The organism is Variovorax sp. Soil_C_12 (assembly GCF_057657375.1).
This window is the reverse complement of sequence record NZ_JBDGIO010000001.1, coordinates 204,568-222,669: the sequence shown is the minus strand read 5'-3', so window position 1 is coordinate 222,669 and position 18,102 is coordinate 204,568. Positions and strand designations below refer to the sequence as shown.

Sequence of the window (18,102 nt, the reverse complement as noted above, 5' to 3'; positions counted from 1 at the left end):
GCCCATCCCCTTTCGTCGTCTCGTTCATTTCCCGAAGGACATCACCATGAAACTGCTTCCCGCTCTCGCGTCGGCAACGGCTCTCTTCCTCCTGGTCACGGGCGGCGCCCACGCGCAGGCGTGCAAGTCGCCGGTGCCCGACTCCGCGCTCGTCAAGAAGGGCACGCTGGTGATGTCGGTCAACCCGACGCTGCCGCCGTTGCAGTTCGTCGACCAGACGGGGGCGCTCAAGGGCATGCGGGTGGAGCTGGGCGAGGCGATCGCCAAGCGCCTGTGTCTGACGCCCGAGTACGTGCGCATCGAGTTCTCCGCCATGATCCCGGGCCTGCAGGCCGGCCGCTGGGACGTCATCAACACCGGCATCTTCTACACGGAAGAGCGCGCCAAGCTCATGCAGATGCTGATCTACGAAGACCAGGCCATCAGCATCAGCACCGCCAAGGGCAACCCGCTGAAGATCGCCAAGCCGGACGACCTGTCCGGCAAGAGCATCGGCGTGGAGATTGGCGGCTTCGAGGAGCGCAAGGCGCGCGAGCTCGACAAGCAGCTCACCGACAAGGGCATGAAGGGCATGACCATCCGCACCTTCGAGAACTTCGCGATGGCCTTCCAGGCGCTGCGCGCGGGCCAGGTCGAGGTGGCGCTGTCCATCGACTCCACCGGCGCCGAATACCAGAAGCGCGGCGACTTCGACCGCGTGCTGCACGGCCTGTTCCCGACCCCGGTCGCGCTGGCCGCCCGCAACAAGGAGCTGGCCGGCGCCATGGCCAAGGTGCTCAACGACATGAAGGCCGACGGCAGTTTCCAGAAGCTGTTCGACCAGTACGGCGTGAAGACCTTCGAGGGCGCGGTGGGCGTCAAGGGCCCGGCGGGCTGAGCGAAGGAATCGCCATGGGACAAGGCTGGAGCTGGCCGGGATTCACCGACTACCTGTTCAACCCCTACCTGCTGAGCGGCGCGGTGACCACGCTGTGGCTCACGCTGGCCGCCATCGCCGGCGGGCTGCTGGTGGGCTGCGCGCTGGCCCTGGCCCGCCTGTCCAGCCGCCGCTGGCTCAACGCGCCGGCGCACTTCTACATCTGGGTGTTCCGCGGCACGCCGCTCCTGGTGCAGCTGATCATCATCTACACCGGGCTGCCGCAGATGGGGCTGAAGCTCTCGGTCATCGAGTCGGCCCTGCTCGGGCTGATCCTCAACGAGGCGGCCTACCTGGCCGAGATCGTGCGCGGCGGCATCCAGTCGATCCCGGTGGGGCAGACCAACGCGGCGCGCGCGGTCGGCTTCAGCAACGCGCAGACCATGCGCTACGTCGTCCTGCCGCAGGCCATGCGGCTGATCGTGCCGACGCTGGGCAACAGCATCAACGGCCTGCTCAAGACCACCTCGATCACCTCGGTGATCTCGATGGAGGAGCTGCTGCGCCGCACCCAGGTGCTCATCCAGGAGAAGTTCATGGTGCTCGAGCTGTTCCTGGTCGCGGCCCTGTACTACCTGCTGATGACCACCGCGTGGGACTTCGTGCAGCGCCGCATCGAACGCCACTACGGCCGCGCCTACGGCAATGCGACCGGACCGGCCGCGCCGCCGCCCGACGCCCTGCTCGAGCAACGCTAGGAGCCCAAGAGATGAGCCGCTACGACCTGATCCTGCGCAACGCCGACATCGCCACCGTCGGCGACCGCTACCGCGCCGACATCGGCGTGCGCGAGGGCCGCATCGCCGCCATCGCGCAAGACCTCGAAGGCAGCGCCGCACGCGAGATCGACGCCGCGGGCCGGCTGGTGACGCCCGGCGGCGTCGACGGCCACTGCCACTTCGACCAGCCCACCAGCGACGGCTCGCGCTTCGCCGACGACTTCTTCACCGGCACGCGCTCGGCGGCCTGCGGCGGCACCACCACCGTGCTGCCCTTCGCCGCCCAGCAGAAGGGGCACGGCCTGCAGGCCGCCGTGGACGACTACCACCGCCGCGCCGAGGGCAAGGCCGTGATCGACTACGCCTTCCACCTGATCGTGTCCGATGCCACCCGCGACGTGACGCAGCGCGAGCTGCCCGCGCTGATCGAGAAGGGCTACACCTCCTTCAAGATCTACATGACCTACGACGACCTCAAGCTGGACGACCGGCAGGTCCTCGAGGTGCTCGCCGCGGCGCGCCGGCACGGCGCGATGACCATGATCCACGCCGAGAACAGCGACTGCATCGCCTGGCTCACCGAGCAGCTGCTCGATGCCGGCCTGACGGCGCCGCGCTATCACGCGAGCTCGCGCCCGATGGCGGTGGAGCGCGAGGCCACGCACCGCGCCATCGCGCTGGCCGAGCTGGTGGACACGCCGATCCTGATCGTGCACGTGTCCGGCCGCGAGGCGGTCGAGCAGATCCACTGGGCGCGCGGGCGCGGCCTGCCGATCCATGCCGAGACCTGCCCGCAGTACCTGTTCCTGAGCGCCGAAGATTTGGGGCTCGACGAGAACGACCCCCTGCACGGCGCCCGCTGCATCTGCAGCCCGCCGCCGCGCGACAAGGCGAACCAGCCTTTCATCTGGAACGGCCTGGCCAGCGGGCTCTTCACCATCGTCTCCTCCGACCATGCGCCCTTCAACATGAACGGGCCCGACGGCAAGCGGGTGGCGGGAGACAACCCCTCCTTCGACCGCATCCCCAACGGCATCCCGGGCGTCGAGACGCGGCTGCCGCTCCTGATGAGCGAGGGCGTGCTGGCCGGGCGCATCGACATCCATCGCTTCGTCGAGCTCACCGCCACCAACCCGGCGCGGCTCTATGGCCTCTATCCGCGCAAGGGCACCATCGCGGTCGGCAGCGACGCGGACTTCGTGGTCTGGGACATCTTCGGCGAAGGCCAGGAGAAGACCATCGCCAACGACATGCTTCACCACGCCGCCGACTACACCCCCTACGAGGGCATGAAGCTGCGCGCCTGGCCCGGCATCACCGTCTCGCGCGGGCGCGTGGTCTGGCAGGACGGCGAGTTCCGCGCCGAGCCCGGCTCCGGCCAGTTCCTGCCCTGCCTGCGGCCGCGGGCGCCGAACGCCGGCAACCCGCTGCAGAAATGGCTGTGAGGCCCGCCGGTGCGGAGCCGCGGGCCTGATAAGCTTTTCCGGCTCCACGTGGAGTTCGCTTCCTTTCCCCGCATGCCAAGCCTTCCCAGTCCGGCGCAGCCCGCCACCATCACGATCGCGCCGCTGGAGGTGCGTTCCGCCAGCCTGGCCGAGCAGGCCTACGAGCGGCTGCGCCAGCTCATCCTCGACCGCCAGATCTCGGCCGGCAGCCCGCTGCAGGAAGCCCGCCTGGCCGAGGACCTGCGCATCTCCCGCACCCCGATGCGCGAGGCGCTGGTGCGGCTGGCGGGCGAGGGCCTGCTGGTGCGGCGCGACGCCCGCTCCTACGCCGTGCGCGCGCTGGGCACCAAGGAGTACTTCGACTGCATGCGGGCGCGCGAGGTGATCGAATGCGAGGCCATCGCACTGGCGGTCGGCAAGATCACCGATGCCGAGATCCAGACCCTGGAGGCCGACATCCAGGCCCTGCACGACGGCGAGCACAGCGAGATCGAGCACTTCCACCTGGACGACCGCTTCCACCTGCTGATTGCCACCGCCAGCGGCAACGTGGTGTTCCCGCGCCTGGTGGAAGAGCTGCGCGTCAATGCGCGGCTGTTCCGCTTGCACAGCCCGCTGCACCGCCAGCGCGAGAACCACGACGAGCACGGCGCGATCGTCGAGGCGCTGCGCGCCCGCGACCCGGAGCGTGCGCGCGAGGCGATGCGCGCGCATCTGCGCAGCCTGCAGGAGGACGTGCGGCGCGCGCTCATCGAGTGAGCGGCTCTTCGTCCTGCGTGCCCAGCGGCGGCGCCACCTCTTCCAGCGGCTTGCGCTCCGCATCCACCGCCCAGCGCAGCGCCATCAGCCCGGCGATGATCACCAGCGCGGCCCCGATCGCATAGCCGATGGCCACCGCGCCGCGGCTGCCGGTCTCGATCAGCGCGCCGAAGAGCACCGGCGCCACGAAGCCGCCCGCGCCCGTGCCCACTGCATAGAAGATCGCGATCGCGATCGCGCGCATCTCCAGCGGGAACACCTCGCTCACCGTCAGGTAGGCCGAACTCGCCGCTGCCGAGGCCAGGAAGAACACCGCCGACCAGGCCAGCGCCTGGCTGCGCGCATCGAGCCAGCCCTGCATGAAGGCCCAGCCGGTCAGCGCCAGCCCCACGCCCGAGCACACATAGGTCAGCGCGATCATGCGCCGGCGCCCGACGTGGTCGAACAGCGGCCCGAGGATCAGCGGCCCCAGCACATTGCCCAGTGCGAAGGGAAAGATGTAGAGCGCCACGCGGCCCTCCGCAACGCCGTGGAAGCGCGTCAGCACCAGGGCATAGGTGAAGAAGATCGCGTTGTAGAAGAAGGCCTGCGAGATCATCAGCGCCAGCGCCACCGCGCTGCGCTGCGGGTAGCGCCGCACCAGCACCTGCGCGACCTCGCGCCAGCCCGGGCTGGCGCGCCGGCCGTAGTGCACGCGGCCCAGGGGTTCGAGCAGCGGCCCATGCTGCGCTGCGACCTCCGCCTCGATGCTCGCGACGATGCGCTCCGCCTCCTCCACCCGACCATGCGCCATCAGCCAGCGCGGACTCTCGGGCACGTGGCGCCGCACCAGCAGGATTGCCACGGCCAGCAGCGCGCCCAGCCCGAAGCCCGCTCGCCAGCCCCACACCGGCCCGAGCACCTGCGGATCGAGCAGCACCAGGCTCAGCCCCGCGCCCAGCGCCGCGCCGATCCAGAAGCTGCCGTTGATCGCGAGGTTGACGCGCCCGCGCACCCGCGCCGGGATCAGCTCGTCGATGGCCGAGTTGATGGCCGCGTACTCGCCGCCGATGCCCAGCCCGGTCGCGAAGCGGCACAGCGCGAAGAAGGCGAAGTCGGGAGAGAAGGCGGTGGCCAGCGTGGCCAGCGCATAGACCGCGAGCGTGATGAGGAACAGCTTCTTGCGTCCCAGCCGGTCGGTGAGCCGGCCGAAGAGCAGGGCGCCGATGACGGCGCCGCCGATGTAGAGCGAGCCCGACCAGCCGATCTGCGCCGCGCTCAGCGCCAGCGTGTCGGGCCGCTCCAGCACGCCGCCGATGGAGCCGACCAGCGTGACCTCCAGCCCGTCCAGCACCCAGGCGATGCCCAGCGCGAGCACCACGCGCCAGTGCCAGCGCGACCAGGGCAGGCGGTCGAGGCGGGCCGGGATGTCGCTGTGGACACCCGTCATCGGGTCGGCTTTGCGGGGCAGGCCATGCCCGCGAGCCTAAACCCGGCCGCAAGGCGCGCCTGTAGTCGCATGCCCCATGTGCGGGGGCCACCTCCCACAGGCTCGTCTGCGCGTCCTTAGAAGACGCCGAACACCTTCAGCAGGATGATGACGCCGATCGGCACGCCGCAGAGCCAGAGGATGATGCTTTTCATGGAAGTCTCCTGTGAGTTCGAAGCCGAATCCTGGGCTGCGTCCCGCGCCCGATACGACGGGAAAAGCCGGGCGGCAAAGTAGGGGAGCGAGCGTGCGGATGTCGGATTTCATCCCCCGCTGCCGTGGACAAGCTTGTGGAAAACTCTGCGCACAAGTCGCGGAACCCTTGTCCTGCAAAGGTTTGCAACGCATTGCCTACGGATGCAGCAGCGGCCGCGGGTCCGTACAGGCCGGTGTGGAAAAGGGACGCCGGGCGCTCGCCGCCCCGGCGCGACTCACCACTGGTTGCGCAACTCTCGCAGCTTGATGAACACGGTCTTCGGGTCCGGCTTCTCCGGCAGATCGGGGAAGACCTCGCGCAGCGCCGCGATCACGCTCGGGCTGGACAGGCGCAGGAAGGTGTTGATCTGCTGTTCCTCCTGCAGCGTCGTGACCTGGGCCTTCGCCGGGTCTTGGCCCCTCACTTCGGGCAGCAGCGCGCCGGCGGCAGCGTTGTCGGGCTCGCGCGCGAGGGTGAAGCGCAGGTTGTTCTCGATGTAGTCGTGGCCCGGGTAGACGCGCGTTTCGGGGGGCAGCTTCGCGAGCTGCTCGACGAAGGTGGTGTAGAGATCTTCCGGATTGCCGCCGTTGTGGCAGTTGCCGGCACCGGCGTTGAACAGCGTGTCGCCGGAGAACAGCGCCGGCGTCTCGGTGTGGGAGCGCAGGCAGATGTGGCACATCGTGTGGCCGGGCGTGTCCATGCATTCGAGCTCGACGGTCCTGCCGACCTTGATCACGTCGCCGGCCTGCACGCCGCGGTCCACCCCGGCGATGCGAGAACCCGCGCGGTGGTGCGCGATCACCTTGGCCCCGGTGGCCGCGACCACCGCCGCGTTGCCGCCGGTGTGGTCGTGGTGCTCGTGCGTGTTGAGGATCTGGGTGATCTGCCACCCCTTGTCCCGGGCCGCGGCCAGGCATTTCTGGTGGTCCAGGGGATCGATCGCAAGGGCCTCGCCAGTTTCGGGGCAGGCGATCAAATAGTTGTAGTTGCGATAGGCGTTGCCGGTCCAGATGCGCTCGACGATCATGGGGTGCTCCTGGTGTCGAAGGGACAGAGCGGCAAGCATACGAGAACCGCCACTTTGCCGGGAACGCGCCCTACATCGCCCAGATCCGCGGCGCCGCGCCCTGCATCTGCCACAGCTCGGCGCGCCAGGCGAGCCACACCTGCCGCAACAGCTGCATCGCGGGCTCGACCACCGGCGCCAGCACGCGCAGCACGATCACCTCGCCCGTGGGGCTGGTCGCGCCCGCGCTGTCGCGCAGCGGGTGGGCCTCGATCAGCGAACGCGTCCGCTCGAGCGCCGCCTCGCGCCGCGCCCGCGCGAGCGGCGACCCGGCGACGAAGAAGATCGAGGCCAGGCAGCGATGCCCGGCCAGGCCCAGCGGGCCGTCGAGCAGCCGGTGGTCGGCCGCGTCGATGCGCCCGCGCTCCAGCCATGCGCCCGGCATCTCGATGTGCTGCTGCAGCGTGCCGCGCTCGAAGGGCTTGCCCGCGTGGGGCAGGCCCAGCGCCGCGAGGTCCCAGCCGATCAGCTCGGCCCCTTCGGCCGGTCGCACGACGAGCCGATTCTCTGCGCGGCAGCCGCTGAAGCAGATGGCCTCCAGCGGCAGCCACTCGAGCCGCGCGCCGGGCTCGAGCAGGAGCTCGGTGCGCTGCAGCGCCAGCTCGCCTTCCGAGCGGTAGAAGCGGCTGGCGCCGGGGGTGGTGACCAGGCCATGGCTGCCCGCCGAGGCGCGCACGCGGATGTCCAGCGTGTCGCCGCCCACCAGCCCGCCCGGCGGATGCACCAGCACGTTGTGGCAGACGGCGCCGCCTTCGGGGTAGAGGCTCTGCAGGATGCGCAGCGGGCCTTCGTGGCGGAAACGCGCGACGCTTCGGTGTTCTTCAAGGCTGTAATCGAGTTCGAGTCGCGCGTGCCAGGGCATGGGGCGAGTGTAGGTGCGAGCACACCCGCGCTATACGATCGTCCATCGTCCATCCGCAACCAAGGAACCCTCATGAGCATCACCGTTCGACGCGACGGCATCACCGGCACCCGCCACATCCTCAAGGTCCGCGCCCACGAGATCGCGGTCGACACCGGCGGCGAGCACGACGCGGGCCCCACGCCGCACGACCTCTACGACTCCGCGCTGGCCGCCTGCAAGGCGCTGACCGTGCTGGTCTATGCGCAGCACAAGGGCATCCCGGTGGAGGAGATCGAGGTGGTGGTGAACCGCGACGACAGCCAGGAGCGGCAGGGCCTCTACAAGCTCGACTCCACGCTGCATGTCACCGGCGCGTTGAGCGAGGAGCAGAAGGCGGCGCTGCTGCGGGTGGCGGGGAAGTGCCCGCTGCATCGGTTGATGACGGAGGTGAAGACGGAGATCGAGACGCGGCTGGTCTGAGCTCGATCTAAACCCGCGCGCGATGTTGCGGAGTTGGTAATTCCCCTCAATACGAATGATGCCCACAAGAAAACCAAGTCATTACACTGAGTGAATGTCCACTTGGCTGGCCTCGGCGCTTCAGATCGAGCATTGGGCGGTTGGCGACCAGACGTGGTCGCGCAATCCGACCACGGGCGCCTTTGAGCTTGCCGACTACAAGGGATGGGGCGCCCCCCCGGCGGCGTGCGACCCGCTCGACCTGGCGACCCTCGTCGGCGCGCGCGTGAGCGTCGATGGAGCGGATCGGGCGGGCAAGCCCGTTGCGCTCTACCCGGGGGCCTTCAAGTTCTCTCCCGTGACGGGCAAGGCGCTGCCCGCGCCTGCCGTCGCCCATCGGGACGCGTGGCTGCCGCCCTTCGGTGGCGACAGTGCCATCGAGGATCCGCCGCAAGGGCTGCGCCTGACCGCCGCGCCCCTGGCGCTGCGCTCGACGCTGAGCATCGAGTCTCTTCCGGACCGCCAGTTGGCGGCGCCTCCGGCGGGACACTATCAATTCCTGGTCGTTGCATGCCAGACCTGCGACGCGCGGCTGCTCGCCGTGGAGTATTCGCGGGGGCGCATCCACCAATGGCTGCCGCACTCGGAGCGCTGGCTGGAACTGCGCTGCGGCGCGGTGCATGCGCTCGTCGGAAGCTCCCTCGGCGAGGAGGCCTGGGGCATGGCGGTGCAGGACCCGCAAGGCGCCACGCGGATCTTCATGCCGACCGATGCCGGCCTGGCCATCGTTTCCATCAACCTGATCGCCCGGACCTACGAGTCGCGCACCGTCGGCACGCGCTGCCTGGGCGCGCCGGTCCTGTGGCAGGGCAGGGTGCATGTGCCCATGCTGGACGATGACGGGAAGCTGGGCGTCCATGTCCTGGATCCGGCCGGCACCGCGCTGCGCCGCGTCGATGGCCCGGCGCTCGATGCCGCGTCGGCGAAATGGGTCCGTCCGCTGGCCGATCGGCAGCAGATCGTGTGGATGTCGTCCGCGGGCCAGCTCATCGTCAAGCCGGGCACCGGCGACGCGCTGGAGGCATCGCTCCTGCCATGGCCGGCGGGCATCACGCCGAGCTTCGAGCTGGGCAGCCCGTACCTGTCCCGCAGCGGCCACCTCTGGCAGCAGTGCGTGCAGCAGGACGACGAGGGGCACCGGTTCGTCTTCGTTCAACTGGGCCGCGCCGAGCCGGAAATCCGGCCGGCCAGTTCGCCACGCCTGAGCACCGGGTCGGCCTGCTTCCAGCTCGATGCACGCCTGCGGATCGCGCCCTGGTTCGATGCCGACGACGGCCTGGATTCCGAACCCTCCGGCGAAGTGATCATCCCCCTGCTGGAGTCGACCTCTTCATCCACGGTGCTGTGCGCACGCGTGTCGAGTCCCGGATCGGTCGAGAGCCTCTTCGCATCGAGCGACGCCTGCACCACCACATTCGAATTGCACGGCGAGCGCGACGTGCAGTTCTGGGTGGCCAGCCTGCCGCGGCCGTGGGCGACCCGGCCCTTCGTCTATGCCGGCCACCTGTATCTCCATCACCCGGGCCAGCGTCGGCTGCCCGGCTGGCGGATCGACTCCTGAGGAGGACCGGCCGCGTATGTGAGGTGTTCTTGCACTGACCTTTGTTCTTCGATCATGGCAAATCTGGCTGAACTGGATCTGGCGCTCTCGCAGCCGTGCAGGCGTTGTGCTCAGCTGCTGCATGGGCGCGTCAAGTTCTGCCCCTACTGCGGCAGCGAGAACGATGCCCCTCCGTGGGGACACGAGGCGGCCAACGCCGCCTTCGGGCCCGGACGCGCAGCACCCGAACGCGCCGAGCCGGGGGCGCCGTTGGCGCCAGAGGCGCCGGCCATGCCGCGGCGCGACGTCGAGGAGAAGACCGAGCTTCCCGCCGTCCTCGACGCGCGCGGCGATGCCGGGGAGGACGGAGCCCTCGACATCGCCCACATCGTTCCTGCCGCCTTCGAATGGCCCGACGATCTGCCGGCCAGCATCACGACCGTGCAGCCGCACCCCCTGGCGCCGCAGCGCGGCCCGCTCCTGAAGTACGCAGCGATCGGTGCGGTGATGGTCGCGACCGTGCTCGCCCTGGTCCTCGGCTATGTCCTTTCCAGCCAGGAGAACGAGGCGGCCAGGTCGCGCGCACTGACGGCGCAGCTGGCCCAGGCGCAGAGCGCACTGGCCCGAGGCGATTTCATCGCCACGGAGCGCGAACTGGCCGTGCTGGCCGCCGCCTATCCCGGCCATCCCGGCGTGCGCGAGTTGAGCGACGCGCTCGACCGCCGAATGCAGGAACAACTGGCCAGGCAGGAAGAACTGCGCCAAGCCACTCTCAAGGCAACCCGATCGCTGGCCCTCGGCGCTCCTGCCCCGTCCGTGGCCAAGGCGCCGCCGGCAGCGCAAGCGCCGGTCGCCGTTGCGCCCGCGCCGCCGGTCGCCGTGCAGGAACCCGAGAAGAGCGAGTGCAACGCAGCGCTCGCGGCCCTGGCCCTGTGCTCTGCCGGGAGCGGGCGGTGAACGGCCCGGGGAGCGCGGGATGCGGGGCCATGGCCCGGTGCCCTCATCACAATCATGAGGAACCATCCTCGAAGGAGCCGGCATGACGATCCGATCACTGCTGACGGGGCTGATGTTGATGACCTTCCTGCCCGCGGCAGTCGCAGCGCCGCCGGCGACCAGGACCGAATACAAGATCGTCACCGCGTCGAAGACCGGCACCTACATCCAGATCGGCCGCGATCTCGCTAAGTACGTGGCCGATCCCGCCGGCATCGATCTCGAAGTGCTGGAGTCGAAGGGCTCGGCGGAGAACGTGCATCGCATGCGCTTCGAGCCCGGGGTCAAGCTCGCGCTGGTGCAGTCCGACGTCTACCAGGCCTTCCTCGACGAAGCGAAAGCGGGCAGCGCCGATGCAGGCAACATCATTCGGCCGCTGCGCCTCATCTTGCCGCTCTACGACGAAGAGATCTACTTCGTCGCCCGCGCCGACTCCCCACTGAACTACATCCATGAGATCAAGGACAAGAAGCTCAGCGTCGGCCCGCTGGGCAGCGGCACCGCGCTCTCCTCGAGAACGCTCTACCAGCTGATGTTCGGCCAGCCGATACCGACCGCCAACGCGCAGTACCTGAGCAACGAGGAGGCGCTCGCCAGGCTCACCGTCGACAAGTCGATCGACGTCGCCATCATCGTGGCCGGCCAGCCCGCCAAGCTGTTCACCGACATGAAGCCCGAGGCGCGCAACTACATCAAGATCCTGAAGCTGGACGACAAGGCGCCTGAAACCACACGCGTGACGAAGACCTACTTTCCCGCGACCATCCGCGCGACGAGCTACGCCAACTGGCTCACGGACGACATACCCACCTTGACCATCAAGGCCTACCTGGTCACCTACGACTATGGCCTGCAATCCACGGTCGGCAACCTGAGCCGCTTCGCCGAGTCGCTCTGCACCAACTTCGACAAGCTCCAGGCCAGCGGGCACCCCAAGTGGAAGCAGGTGCGCCTCGAACTGCCGGCGCTGGGACAGGGTTGGCGCTACTACCCGCCGATGGAGAAGCGGCTGCGTGCCTGCATCGCCGGCCAGATGGCGGTGTCGCGCACCGGGGCCTTTGCCAAGCCGCCATCCGAACAATCCCAGCAACCCCGGCGGCCCTGCACGGAGCAGGAGGTGGTGCTGGGCATTTGCAACCGGTGAGTTGACCGGCCGCGGCGCGTGTCAGTGGGGTTTTGCGGTGGGGCCGTCGGGCGGTGCGACGCGGTTCAGGAGGCGCATGGCGCGCTCGTCCCGACCCGCCTGTCGGTTCAATATGCCCCGAATCTCACCCGCCAAGGCCGTGTCGAAGAGACCCTGAGGCGAGGTCAACAGTGCTTTGAGGGAGGATTCGTCGAGCGAGCCACGGTTTAACTTTGACACGATGACACTCGGGTCATGGTTCCCTGATGCGTCGCTCCACGCTTCGCTCATTGTTCTCGATACGAGCGCCAGCGCTGGTATATCGTCCCTCGACATCGCGCCGATGCTGACTGCGTGCTTTCCGATATCAGCCGGCAGCCCGATTTTTCCAAGCTTGAGATGAGGAAAGAACGCCGCAGCCATTAGGCTTAGCTGCTGCTTGTGGATGCGAAGATAGCTCTGCCAGCTGTCACTCGAGGATGAAAAGTGCTCCATCTGAATATCCGCTTGGGGCTGGTGAATGCGGGCCAGCTTGCTAAAAACCGTTTTCTCTGCTTCGTCGGCGAGCAAGGGCTCCTGCGATCGGATGGAGATATTGAGCAAGCATGGAGTCTTTTGCAGCAAACCCTCCAGGGCTTCCAAGAGCGATGGCTCTCCCCCAACGGAGAGTGAGGTGCAAGTGATATCCAACTGTGTCAGCCGATCTGTTTGTTGTTTTGGCATTGACGCGACAAAATGTGCCGCCGCGCCAGGTGTGCCCACGCGAATCGAGAGCCCGATTGGTATTAATGCTTGGTTTAAAATTCGTAGAAATCGGAGGTAGGTGATGTTCTTGCCTGGTCCGCCATCAAAAATCAACGACTTTACTTCGCGGGGGTGTGCGCTGACATTGAAGTCGGAAACCTGTAAAGAAACGCCTGGATTGATGGTTAGCGACAAATGCTCGATCGACGGCAATCCAGCGAGGCTTTCGATAAAGTGGACAGCGGATTCCTGACTGATATCTTCAGTGATCGTCAGCGTCATGTCGTTAAATATTTCTTTGCCGCGATAATACTTTAATTCATAGACAAACTCATCGAGGCCGGCCGATGTCAAATTCAAATGGAAAACACAGGGAACTTTGGAGACATCAACAAGAATGCATTGCGTTTGGGAGGGCGGTTCTTGAATTTTTATTTTGCAATGCGGAGCCAGTGTGCAGGCAGCCGGCAATAAAATGTCATTGCCCCAATTAAAGGCGAGTTGCGCTAGTTCTTCGGCGAGAGCCGCTTGCTCCGGTATTGGTGAGATTGGTAGTGCTTCTATCAATTTGCTGGCTTGTGATTTGTATTCGTGATGCTTCTTGCTAGTCGTCCTTAAGTCAAGTGCACAGGTGAAAATCCATTTCCGTATATCCAATGTTGACAAACAAACCTTCGAGCGCGCGAGTGCATAGCATAGGTTCAGAGAGAGCTCGCCCTCGGATCGACCATCCACTTTGATTTGGAGTTCTGGCTGATGAGCGAGGGCGTCGATTGCGCCGAGCAGTTTCTGGAAATTTGTTAGATCATTTCCACAAAGAGGTGAAATATCCAGTTGAAGCTTGGTGATGTTCAGGCCAGGCATCTCCAGGAACAAGATGAATTTTTCAATGTTGCCTGGATTTATTTGTTCGCTGGGAAGGAATTCGATGGCAGATGCCAGTTGTATAACTGAGTCTCGCCGCGAAATTTGCATTTGCTGAACGATCTCTTTCTCCATAGGATTTGCCTCGTCTTTTTTTTCGTTAAGAAGTTGCCAAAAGAGCTTCGATTCATTATTTTCGATGGCCCAGGATACCACTCGAAGGTCGACGCGACCCAATCTTACATATTCGAGTATTTCGGATGGCCATGATTTGATTTGTTTCAGGCTTTGCGTGCTCACAGAAGCTTTGCGCGAGTAAAAGTCAGGATGAGACGGATAAGAAATGGTCTCGGTTTGGGGTGCGGTTTTGAAAGGTCTCATACAAGGTCCTGAAAAATTTTTGAGGCAAGGTAAATGGCTGCCCGAATAGGCCCTACTGAGACAGGAAAATTTCATTGAATGATTTTCCAATGAGGAATTAACTAGGAACCCGGAGAGTGACTCGAGCAAGCCGTAATAAGTAACGGCGCTGCCCGAAGGGTTCCTTGGCATTTTTTGAGGCGGGAGGACCCGGGTCACCAGCCCCCTGCGTTGCCCCGCAGCGCCCGCCTGGCCAGCAGGAAGGTCGCCGCATTCCAGCTCTGGCCGGCCATCCCCCTCGGCGCCAGCGTCCGGCCGTGGAACCACTCGGTGAAGCGCCAGTCGTTGAGCGCGTTCACCTGTGCCAGCCGCGCGAGCTCGGACCAGGCCGGCGCGTGCAGCCCCAGCCGCGCCAGCATCAACACCCAGAAGCCACCGACGAAGGGCCAGATGCCGCCGTTGTGGTACTGGTGCACGAGGTTTTGCTGGTGGCGCCCCATGTAGAGCCGCCACAGCGGGTGCTGGGGCGACAGCGGTTGCAGCACTACGCGCACCGGATACGGCACGCTGGCATTCGCCGCGCTGAGGGTCTCGACGATGCGGTAGGCCATGGCGGTGTCCGCCAGTCCGCTCTGGATCGCCAGGATGTTGCCGAACACGTCCCCTTCGTGGCCGACCACCGAGAGATTGACGAAGCTCAGGTACAGGCCGGGGTCGCGCCGGCCGCGGCGCGCATAGTGCCGCAGCAGCCGCGCGCGGTGGTACTTGGGCAACTCGCGCTGGAAGGGATTGAACAGGTGGTTGAAGTGGTACTGCGTCTCCTCGGCGTGCTCGAGCGCGTAGCGGCGCTTGACCTCGTACCACAGCGTGTTGGTGTAGAGCACGTAGCCCGAGCGCGGCATGATGTCGGCCCAGTCGCTGGCCTCGTTCTGCTGCAGCAGCCGGAAGTGCTGGTGCTCCTGCGCCAGCAGCCAGCCGATCGCGCGGCCCACTTCGCTGCTCCAGTGCGACGGGCCGACGTTGCCATGCCGGCGCACATGGTCCACCGCGATCAGCCACCACAAGGTGGCGTCGATGCAGCCCAGGTACCAGAAGTCGGCATCACGGCCTTCCGGGTCCACGTACTTGGGGATCTGCCCATTGGCCGCCTGCTGCGCCGCCAGCGCGTCGAGGCTCGCCACCGCGCCCTGCTCCAGCGCGGGCACGCCGCTGCCGCACATCGCCATCACGCAGATCGCGGCATCGCGCCCGAAGATGCGCGTGTAGCGCCGCGCCTCGGCCGCCTCGGTGCGGCTGGCGGCCAGGATGCCGTGCGGGGTCAGGTTGCGCTGCAGGAGATCGAGCGAGGCCTGGGCGCAGCGGTCGATCATGGCGAGGGCGGGGGCGTCGAGATGGGTCATGGCTCGTAGGTCGTTGCCAGCGGGTGCTGATTTGTCCGGGCATTCATTCAAAGGGTAAACCGCTGCGTGTGTGCACGCTGAAGTGCGCCTTCGGTCCAGAGCTTGCGTCGCTAAGATGGCTGACGATCGAGTCTCCACCATAAGACGAAAGACGCCCGAACATGAATGCCGACGACCCCCTTCCAAAGCGCCGCAGGCGTTCCGCCTCGGGACGCTCGCGTTCCTCCCGCGCGCGGGCGCGGGCGAGAAGAAGGGGATGGATCGTGTTCTTCGCCGCGCTGGTGGGCGTCACGGCGGTCATCGTCGCGGGCCTGGACTACCTCTGGACCACCGAGCGTGAGCCGGCTGCCGTCGCGGCGGCCGAAGCACGGACCGACGCCAGCCGCAAGCCGGTCGAGCGAACCGCCGCGCTCCCGCCGCTCAACCTGCCGGCGGACGATGCGCCCCATGGCTCCGCGATGGAATGGTGGTACTACAGCGGCATCCTCAACGCGGAAGCGGGCCAGCGCTATGCCTTCCACATGGTCGTCTTCGTGGCCAACGGGCTGGTCAAGCACACCGTCATGCACGCGGCATTGACCGACCTTCAGACCGGCAAGCGCTACGCCAGCCAGACCCGGACCGGCGGCACCCCGGCGACGAACGTCCCCAACGGCTTCGACTTCAGGGAGCAGGGCTGGCAGCTGGCTGCATCGCCTTCGTCCCATGTGCTGCGGGCCGGCTTCGACGGCGCCTCCATCGCCTTCGACCTGGGCGTCTCGGGCCCGACCGTCGCGCACCGCGCGCCGGGCTCGGAGACGCCGGGCCTGCTCGATTTCGGCAAGAGCGGGATCAGCTACTACTACTCGCGCCCCCGGCTTCCGGCGCGCGGCAGCATCGCCATTGCCGGGAAGTCGCTTCCGGTGAGTGGCGAGCTCTGGTTCGATCATCAGTGGGGCGAGTTCGATGTCCTGACGCTGGGCTGGAACTGGTTCGCCCTGCACCTGGCGGATGGATCCGACCTGATGCTCTATGAGCTCTTCGACGTGGACGGCCGCAAGATCATGACCGCGGGCACGCTGTCGGACGCCAAGGGGTCCAGGCCGCTCCAGCCGGGCGAAGTCGAGCTGCTGCCCGGCACCACCTGGACGAGCCCGAAGACGAACATCCCCTACGTCGTCGAGTGGCGCATCAAGCTTGCGTCGGGCGTGCTGAACGTCAAGCCTTTCGTGCCCGACAGCGAATTCGATTCGGGCTGGACCACCGGCAACGTCTATTGGGAAGGGCCCGTCAAGGTGAGCGGCAGCCAGGAGGGGCAGGGCTTCCTGGAGTTGAGCGGCTACGACCGCTTGAGTGCCCGGCAGTCGAAGAGCAAGTGACATCGCGCCGGCGCAGGCAGATCCATGGATCCACCCCCGGGCGCCCGCTGGCCTTGGCTGCCCACCCAGGGCAGCTGGAAATACCACCTCCTGCTGGCGCTCACGGGCATGCTCGTGCTGGGCCCGCTGGCCGGCGTGACGGCGGCGTACATGAACTTCTCGCTGGGCTTCTTCGTCGGCGGGCAGGTGCTGGCGGGGCTGCTCGGCTCCGCGGTGACCGCGGGCTATGGCGCGGCCGGGCGGCACGGCGCCAACTACATCCAGACGGCCGCTGCCTCGGTCGCCAGCATGAGCGGCCTGGGCGTGCTGCTGCAGGCCATGGCGTGGATGGGGCTGCCGCAGCCGCCGGCCTGGCAGATGGTGCTGTACCTCACCTGCGTGGGCATGTTCGGCGTGGGCGTGGGCATGCTCTACACGCCGGTGGTGGTGGACCGCATGCGCCTGGTCTTTCCCTCGGGGTTGGCGGTCGCCAACATCCTGCGGGCGCTGACCGACACCCGGCTGCTGCGGCGCTCGGTACGGCAGCTGGGCAGCGGCGTTGCCGCCGGGCTGATTGCGGGACTGGCCTCGGCCCGCCTGCCGCTGCTGGGAGCCATCGAGCTGTCGGCTTCCACCTTCGGCGCGGGGCTCGTGATCGGCGCGCGCATCGGCATCCCGGCGGTGGTGGGCGGGCTGATCGGCGTCGCGCTGCAGCCGTACTTCGTCTCGATCGGCTGGCTGCAGGCCGGCGACCCGCCGCGCAAGATCATGTTCCTCATCGCGCTGGGAACGATCATGGGCGCGGCCCTGGTCGATCTCGCGGTGATCTTCGCGCGCGCCCTGCCGCGGGCGCGGCAGCAGGCGGTGCGCGATGCGCCGCCGCTTGTGGTCGACGACTGGCGGCGCGTCAACAGCACGCGCCTCGTGCTGTGGGTGATTGTCTGGGCGGCCGCCACGGTGGCCTGCGGCCACTGGCTGCTGGGGCAGCCCGTCTTCTTCCTGGTGGTGGCGGTGGCGCTGGTCTTTCTCTTTGCGCTGGTGAACGGCATCTCGGTGGGCATCAGCGACTCCAATCCGATCTCCTCGGCCTTCGTCGTGACGATCGTCATCCTCGCCGCCCTCGGCCTGCGCGACCCGGGCGTGGGCCTGATGGCCGGTGCGGTGCTGCTGGTGGCGACCAGCGTGGCCTGCGACATGCAGCAGGACCGCTCCACCGGCTGGCGGCTCGGCACGCCGCGCGTGCTGCAGTTCCGCTACCAGGTGCTCGGCATCGTCATGGGCGCCATGCTGGCGGTGGTGTTCGCGCGGCTGTTCATGGCGGCCTATCCGGCGCTGCTGCAGGACCAGACCGTGCTGAAGGCGGATCAGCAGCCGGCCGGCTGGAGCTCCGCCATGACCTACAAGTTCGTGGGCGTGCTGCGCAGCCTGACCGACGACCAGCCCTTCCAGCGCACCGCCATCGGCGTGGGCATCGCGGTCGGCCTGGCGATCGAGCTGTTGCGCAAGTGGCTGCGCCCGCGCAGCTTCGTGCTCGACGCCATCGTGCTGCCTTCGCCCTATGCGCTGTCTTTCGGCGGCTTCGTCAGCCTGCCGACCTCGCTGTGGCTCGGCGCGGGCGGCGTCGCGGGCAGCCTGCTGGCGGCCCGCGAGCCCGCGCGGCGCGACGTGCCGGAGGACATGAGCAGCGCTTCGCTGTTCGGCGGCGGCCTGATCGCCGGCGATGCGCTGGCGGCGGTGGGGATCGGCGCCGCCGGCCTGCTGGCGGTGTTGACCTGAAGCCCAGGCCGGGCAGCCTTGGCGCTATCG

The 18,102-nt window shown here is 67.1% G+C and carries 15 protein-coding genes; 10 read left to right on the top strand and 5 right to left on the bottom strand.

Features of this window, described 5'->3' with window-relative positions; genetic code table 11:
* Positions 1-46 precede the first annotated feature (46 nt).
* The 4 genes from AC3A6X_RS01120 (at position 47) to AC3A6X_RS01105 (ending at position 3,839) form a co-directional block, all read left to right on the top strand.
* The gene (locus tag AC3A6X_RS01120) at positions 47-877 is read left to right on the top strand and encodes an ABC transporter substrate-binding protein (RefSeq protein ID WP_487840439.1); all 831 of its coding nucleotides are present in this window, start codon (positions 47-49) and stop codon (positions 875-877) included.
* 14 nt (positions 878-891) lie between these two features.
* Positions 892-1,614 carry an amino acid ABC transporter permease gene (locus AC3A6X_RS01115; protein WP_487840438.1) on the top strand — a complete coding sequence of 241 codons (723 nt, stop codon included), beginning with the start codon at positions 892-894 and terminating at the stop codon, positions 1,612-1,614.
* Between the two features lie 11 nt (positions 1,615-1,625).
* Positions 1,626-3,080 carry a dihydropyrimidinase gene (gene hydA, locus AC3A6X_RS01110; RefSeq protein ID WP_487840437.1) on the top strand — a complete coding sequence of 485 codons (1,455 nt, stop codon included), beginning with the start codon at positions 1,626-1,628 and terminating at the stop codon, positions 3,078-3,080.
* Between the two features lie 72 nt (positions 3,081-3,152).
* On the top strand, positions 3,153-3,839 hold the full coding sequence (locus AC3A6X_RS01105) for a GntR family transcriptional regulator (RefSeq protein ID WP_487840436.1): 687 nt from the start codon (positions 3,153-3,155) through the stop codon (positions 3,837-3,839).
* On the opposite strand, the gene AC3A6X_RS01100 is transcribed toward AC3A6X_RS01105, so the two are convergent.
* The 3 genes from AC3A6X_RS01100 to AC3A6X_RS01090 form a co-directional block, all read right to left on the bottom strand.
* Entirely contained in the window at positions 3,829-5,268 is a 1,440-nt protein-coding gene (locus tag AC3A6X_RS01100; RefSeq protein WP_487840435.1) for an MFS transporter, read from the bottom strand. The genes AC3A6X_RS01105 and AC3A6X_RS01100 overlap by 11 nt on opposite strands.
* 470 nt (positions 5,269-5,738) lie before the next feature.
* Positions 5,739-6,530, bottom strand: coding sequence for a hydroxyacylglutathione hydrolase (locus tag AC3A6X_RS01095; RefSeq protein ID WP_487840434.1), 792 nt, complete (start codon positions 6,528-6,530; stop codon positions 5,739-5,741).
* A 70-nt stretch (positions 6,531-6,600) separates the two neighbouring features.
* Complete coding sequence (locus AC3A6X_RS01090) at positions 6,601-7,431, bottom strand: urease accessory protein UreD (RefSeq protein WP_487840433.1); 831 nt, start codon at positions 7,429-7,431, stop codon at positions 6,601-6,603.
* Between the two features lie 72 nt (positions 7,432-7,503).
* Here AC3A6X_RS01090 and AC3A6X_RS01085 point away from each other — a divergent pair, with 72 nt between their 5' ends.
* From AC3A6X_RS01085 to AC3A6X_RS01070, 4 genes are all read left to right on the top strand, one after another.
* Positions 7,504-7,893, top strand: coding sequence for an OsmC family protein (locus AC3A6X_RS01085; RefSeq protein ID WP_309965595.1), 390 nt, complete (start codon positions 7,504-7,506; stop codon positions 7,891-7,893).
* Positions 7,894-7,987: 94 nt separating this feature from the next.
* Positions 7,988-9,493: a hypothetical protein gene (locus AC3A6X_RS01080; protein WP_487840432.1), complete on the top strand. Its 1,506-nt coding sequence runs from the start codon at positions 7,988-7,990 to the stop codon at positions 9,491-9,493.
* Between the two features lie 54 nt (positions 9,494-9,547).
* Complete coding sequence (locus AC3A6X_RS01075; protein ID WP_487840431.1) at positions 9,548-10,429, top strand: hypothetical protein; 882 nt, start codon at positions 9,548-9,550, stop codon at positions 10,427-10,429.
* A gap of 82 nt (positions 10,430-10,511) precedes the next feature.
* The gene (locus AC3A6X_RS01070) at positions 10,512-11,612 is read left to right on the top strand and encodes a TAXI family TRAP transporter solute-binding subunit (protein ID WP_487840430.1); all 1,101 of its coding nucleotides are present in this window, start codon (positions 10,512-10,514) and stop codon (positions 11,610-11,612) included.
* A gap of 21 nt (positions 11,613-11,633) precedes the next feature.
* Here the strand turns inward: AC3A6X_RS01070 and AC3A6X_RS01065 are convergent, their stop codons facing one another.
* Positions 11,634-13,580: a hypothetical protein gene (locus AC3A6X_RS01065; protein WP_487840429.1), complete on the bottom strand. Its 1,947-nt coding sequence runs from the start codon at positions 13,578-13,580 to the stop codon at positions 11,634-11,636.
* A gap of 194 nt (positions 13,581-13,774) precedes the next feature.
* Positions 13,775-14,959 carry a glycoside hydrolase 100 family protein gene (locus AC3A6X_RS01060; RefSeq protein WP_487840428.1) on the bottom strand — a complete coding sequence of 395 codons (1,185 nt, stop codon included), beginning with the start codon at positions 14,957-14,959 and terminating at the stop codon, positions 13,775-13,777.
* A gap of 263 nt (positions 14,960-15,222) precedes the next feature.
* On the opposite strand from AC3A6X_RS01060, the gene AC3A6X_RS01055 reads away from it, so the two are divergent.
* Together AC3A6X_RS01055 and AC3A6X_RS01050 are read left to right on the top strand one after the other, a co-directional pair.
* Positions 15,223-16,317 (top strand): lipocalin-like domain-containing protein, encoded by a 1,095-nt coding sequence (locus tag AC3A6X_RS01055; protein ID WP_487840427.1) that lies wholly within the window; start codon positions 15,223-15,225, stop codon positions 16,315-16,317.
* A gap of 24 nt (positions 16,318-16,341) precedes the next feature.
* Complete coding sequence (locus AC3A6X_RS01050; RefSeq protein ID WP_487840426.1) at positions 16,342-18,072, top strand: OPT/YSL family transporter; 1,731 nt, start codon at positions 16,342-16,344, stop codon at positions 18,070-18,072.
* Positions 18,073-18,102 lie beyond the last annotated feature (30 nt).